General features: G+C 34.6%; 8 protein-coding genes and 1 pseudogene. All 9 read left to right on the forward strand.

Annotated features, from left to right (window positions below):
• A pseudogene (locus C3E89_RS08890) lies at positions 1-93 on the forward strand (elongation factor Tu); the annotation flags it as partial.
• Positions 94-528: 435 nt separating this feature from the next.
• The gene (gene rpsJ / locus C3E89_RS08895; RefSeq protein WP_236912202.1) at positions 529-846 is read left to right on the forward strand and encodes a 30S ribosomal protein S10; all 318 of its coding nucleotides are present in this window, start codon (positions 529-531) and stop codon (positions 844-846) included.
• A 55-nt stretch (positions 847-901) separates the two neighbouring features.
• The gene (gene rplC, locus C3E89_RS08900) at positions 902-1,531 is read left to right on the forward strand and encodes a 50S ribosomal protein L3 (protein WP_236912203.1); all 630 of its coding nucleotides are present in this window, start codon (positions 902-904) and stop codon (positions 1,529-1,531) included.
• Positions 1,532-1,557: 26 nt separating this feature from the next.
• Positions 1,558-2,181, forward strand: a complete 624-nt coding sequence (gene rplD, locus C3E89_RS08905) for a 50S ribosomal protein L4 (RefSeq protein WP_236912206.1) — start codon at positions 1,558-1,560, stop codon at positions 2,179-2,181.
• The gene (gene rplW, locus C3E89_RS08910; protein ID WP_236912208.1) at positions 2,181-2,471 is read left to right on the forward strand and encodes a 50S ribosomal protein L23; all 291 of its coding nucleotides are present in this window, start codon (positions 2,181-2,183) and stop codon (positions 2,469-2,471) included. Before rplD ends, rplW begins: the two co-directional genes overlap by 1 nt.
• A 28-nt stretch (positions 2,472-2,499) precedes the next feature.
• Positions 2,500-3,330: a 50S ribosomal protein L2 gene (gene rplB, locus C3E89_RS08915; RefSeq protein ID WP_236912210.1), complete on the forward strand. Its 831-nt coding sequence runs from the start codon at positions 2,500-2,502 to the stop codon at positions 3,328-3,330.
• A 30-nt stretch (positions 3,331-3,360) separates the two neighbouring features.
• On the forward strand, positions 3,361-3,645 hold the full coding sequence (rpsS, locus tag C3E89_RS08920; protein WP_236912212.1) for a 30S ribosomal protein S19: 285 nt from the start codon (positions 3,361-3,363) through the stop codon (positions 3,643-3,645).
• 21 nt (positions 3,646-3,666) lie between these two features.
• A complete protein-coding gene (gene rplV, locus C3E89_RS08925; protein ID WP_236912213.1) occupies positions 3,667-4,002 on the forward strand; it encodes a 50S ribosomal protein L22 in 336 nt (111 codons plus the stop codon).
• A 17-nt stretch (positions 4,003-4,019) separates the two neighbouring features.
• Positions 4,020-4,700, forward strand: a complete 681-nt coding sequence (rpsC, locus tag C3E89_RS08930) for a 30S ribosomal protein S3 (RefSeq protein ID WP_236912215.1) — start codon at positions 4,020-4,022, stop codon at positions 4,698-4,700.
• Positions 4,701-4,801 lie beyond the last annotated feature (101 nt).

The raw sequence follows: 4,801 nt of genomic DNA on the forward strand, positions 1-4,801 counted from the left end.
ACTCCAATAGCAATGGAAGAAGGATTAAGATTTGCTATCCGTGAAGGTGGTAGAACAGTAGGAGCTGGAGTTGTTACTAAAGTTCTTGGGTAATTAGACTAATATGAAAGAAGGGGACGGAAAGCTCCCTTCTTTTCATATCCTATAATAAAAAAATAATGGTTAAATAGTGAAAAAAAGGCTTGAGTTTTTCTATAATATACTATAAACTATAGTAGTGTCCAAAAAATCTAGAGAATTTTAGACATTGCGATGATACAAAAGGTTGCCCCGCATTCAATCCTATAAATAAATTTTAATATCGAAAATATCATTCAATCCTGAATAATAATTTTACTATTTATTTAATGGATTGAGTGCGGGGGGAATTTTTGTTGAGAATGTCCGGTTACGAATCGGGCGACAGGAATTGTCTTTCATGGCGGAGGCCATTTATATAAAAAAACATTACAACACACCTGGAAGTGTGTATCGGCAATTCCATGTCGCATGTAAGAAAAATAACATGCGATAGAAGGAGGGAATTAAATGTCAAATAATAGTAAACAAAAAATTAGAATTAGGTTGAAAGCTTATGATCATGAGCTATTGGATTCATCAGCTCAAAAAATAGTAGAAACTGCTAAAAGAACTGGAGCTAATGTATCTGGTCCAGTACCATTGCCAACGGATAAAGAAATCATTACTATTTTAAGAGCGGTTCATAAGGATAAGGATTCTAGAGAGCAGTTTGAACAAAGAACACATAAAAGACTAATTGATATTCTAAATCCAAACCAAAAAACTGTTGACTCACTTATGAAATTGAATTTGCCAGCTGGTGTTGATATCGAGATTAAGCTATAATTTCTTAGAATGATTACCGATGGTAATCCGCTGTAGGATAATAGGAGGTGTAAGAATGAAAAACATATTAGGAAAAAAAATAGGAATGACCCAAGTATTTAATGAAGATGGAGTTGTTATTCCAGTAACGGTAGTTGAAGCAGGTCCATTAAAGGTTATACAAAAGAAAACTGTGGAGAATGATGGATATAATGCTATACAAGTAGGTTTCAAAGATAAGAAAGAAAACAGAATTAATAAGCCATTAAAAGGACATTTTGATAAAGCTGGAATCGAATATAAAAAGCATATAAAGGAATTCATCGTAGATAATGTAGAAGAATTTGAAATAGGCCAAGAGATCAAAGCAGATATATTCCAAGATGGAGACAAAATAGATGTTGTAGGAATATCAAAAGGAAAGGGTACTCAAGGGCCTATTAAAAGACATAATTATTCAAGAGGACCTGAAAGTCACGGTTCTAAATACCATAGAGGACTAGGAGCTAGAGCAGCTGCCGCCTATCCAGGTAGAGTGTTTAAAGGTTCAAAGATGGGTGGAAGAATGGGAAATGAAAGAGTAACGGTTCAAAACCTTGAAATAGTAAAGGTTGATGCAGAAAGAAACCTATTATTGGTAAAAGGTGCTGTTCCAGGGCCAAAAGGTGGATTACTAATAATAAAGGAATCCGTTATAAAAAGATAAGAAACAGATAGAAGGGAGGATCTGGCATGCCTAAGGTGAATGTTTACAATATATTAGGTGAACAAGTAGGAGAAATAGAGTTAAATGAGGATGTTTTTGGCGTTGAAGTTAATCAACATGTACTTTATGAAGTTGTTAAGAATCAACTTGCCAATAGAAGACAAGGAACCCAATCAGTAAAAACAAGAGCTGAAGTAAGAGGTGGTGGAAGAAAGCCTTGGAGACAAAAAGGTACGGGTAGAGCACGTCAAGGTAGTATAAGAGCACCTCATTGGGTTGGTGGTGGAGTATCATTTGCACCAAAGCCAAGGGATTATAGTTATAAAGTTCCTAAAAAGGTAAAAAGGTTAGCAATGAAATCAGCTTTAAGCTCAAAAGTTTTGAATAACGAAATAATTGTATTAGAGGATTTAAACTTAGAAGAGCCAAAGACCAAAGAAATGGTAAAAATATTGGAAAATGTTAAGGCTAGTAAAAAAGCTTTAATTGTATTGGATGAAAAGAATGTTAATGTAATTAAATCTGCAAGAAATATTCCAAATGTAGAAACTATATTTGTCAACACATTGAATGTTTACGATATATTGAAATTTGACTCCTTTATAATTACTAAAGATGCGGTAAGAAAAGTGGAGGAGGTGTTTGCATAATGCGTATTCCACACGATATTATTATTAAACCTATAATCACTGAGGAAAGTATGAATGATATGGCCTATAAAAAATATACTTTCAAAGTAGATAAAAGGGCCAATAAATCTGAAATTAAAAAAGCTGTAGAAAAGATATTTGATGTTAAAGTTGAAAAAGTGAATACTATGAATATGCTGGGAAAAGAAAAGAGAATGGGAGTACATGTTGGTAGAAGGCCAAGTTGGAAAAAGGCAATAGTAACTTTAACTGAAGATTCTAAAGCAATAGAATTCTTTGAAGGAATGTAGTAAGTTTTAAAAGAAGGAGGGAACAACAATGAGTATTAAAAAATACAAAGCAACTTCCCCTGCAATTCGTCAAATGACTGTTTCCACATTTGAAGAGATTACTAAGAAAGAGCCTGAAAAAACTTTGGTTGTTAGTTTAAATAGGAAAGGTGGAAGGAACTCACAAGGTAGGATAACAGCGCGCCATAGAGGTGGCGGTGCAAAGAGAAAATATAGAATTATCGACTTTAAAAGGAACAAGGACGGAATACCAGGAAAAGTTGCAGCAATAGAATATGATCCTAATAGGACTGCAAATATTGCGTTAATTCACTATGTAGATGGTGAAAAAAGATATATACTTGCTCCAAACAAATTGAAAGTTGGAGATATTATTGAATCAGGTGTAGATGCTGATATTAAGATAGGAAATACATTGCCACTTAGGAATATTCCTGTAGGTACTACTGTTCATAATGTAGAACTTAACCCTGGGAAAGGTGGTCAACTTGTTAGATCCGCAGGTTCTGAGGCTCAATTAATGGCTAAAGAAGGAAGATATGCTCAACTGAGATTACCATCAGGAGAATTCAGACTTGTATTGTTAGATTGCCGTGCAACGATAGGTCAAGTAGGAAATATTGATCACGAGAATTTAACAATAGGTAAAGCAGGAAAGAGTAGGCATAAAGGTAGAAGACCTCATGTTAGAGGTAGTGCTATGAATCCGGTAGACCATCCACATGGTGGTGGGGAAGGAAGAGCACCTATTGGTATGCCATCTCCATTGACACCATGGGGTAAACCAACATTAGGATATAAGACAAGAACAAAGAATAAGAAATCTGATAAATATATCGTAAGAAGAAGGAAAAAATAGTTATATCATTATTTGGAAGGAGGAATAATAATGGGCAGATCTTTGAAGAAAGGACCTTTTTGTGATGAACATCTACTAAAAAAAGTAGAAGAACTAAATGAAAAGAATGATAAAAAAGTCATTAAGACATGGTCCCGTCGTTCCACCATATTTCCCCAAATGGTAGGGCACACTATAGCAGTTCATGATGGTAGAAAACATGTACCTATATATATAACTGAAGATATGGTAGGACATAAACTTGGTGAATTTGTTCCTACTAGAACTTTTAGAGGACACGGTGATAAGACTGAAAGGTCAACGGCGCTGAAATAGATATTAAAGGAGGGAATTAGGATGGAAGCTAAAGCTGTAGCTAAATATATACGGATTTCACCCTTAAAGGTAAACTTTATTTGTGACGAAATTAGAGGTAAACAAGTAGATGAAGCTTTAACAATCCTTAGGTTTACACCTAAAAAAGGCGCAAGAGAACTTGAAAAAGTATTAAATTCTGCTATTGCCAATGCGGAAAATAATTTCAATTTAGATAGAGATAATTTGTATGTAAAAGAAGCCTATGCTAACGATGGCCCTCAGCTTAAAAGATGGAGACCTAAAGCTAGAGGAATGGCTTATCCAATATTAAAAAGAACTAGTCATATTGGAGTGGTAGTTAAAGAAAGAGAGTAGAAAAGGAGGGATAGTTAATGGGTCAAAAGGTTAACCCACACGGATTAAGAGTTGGAATAATCAAGGATTGGGATTCTAAATGGTATGCCGATAAAAAGAATTTTGATGAATTGTTAATAGAAGATTACGAAATCCGGGAATATGTTAAGAAAAAATTGTTTATTGCTGGGATTTCTAAGATTGAAATAGAAAGAGCTGCAAATAGAATAAAGATTTCTATCTATACTGCTAAGCCAGGTATGGTTATTGGTAAAGGTGGTTCTGGAGTTGAAGCTTTGAGAAAAGATATTGAAAAGATGACTAAGAAAAATGTAATTATAAACGTAGAGGAAGTAAAGGTTCCAGAATTAGACGCACAATTAGTATCTGAAAATATTGCTGCTCAACTTGAAAGAAGGGTTTCCTTCAGAAGAGCGATGAAGCAAGCAATCCAAAGGACTATGCGATCAGGCGCACAAGGGATTAAAACATCTGTATCTGGTAGACTTGGAGGAGCAGATATGGCAAGGACTGAAGGCTATAGTGAAGGAACTATACCCCTTCAAACTTTAAGAGCAGATATAGATTACGGATTTGCAGAAGCAGATACTACCTATGGAAAATTAGGAGTAAAAGTTTGGATATATAAGGGAGAGATTCTTCCTACTAAAAAAGTAGATGAAGATGATAAAACCAACGAAAAAAATTCGTCAAAGTAGTGTATAAATAGCTTGTAGGAAGGAGGAAAGGTAAAATGTTAATGCCTAAAAGAGTAAAATATCGTAGAGTTCATAGAGGAAGAATGAAAGGAAATGCTACT

The sequence above is a fragment of the Clostridium sp. Cult1 genome, from assembly GCF_021655095.1.
Taxonomy (GTDB): domain Bacteria; phylum Bacillota; class Clostridia; order Tissierellales; family Tepidimicrobiaceae; genus Schnuerera.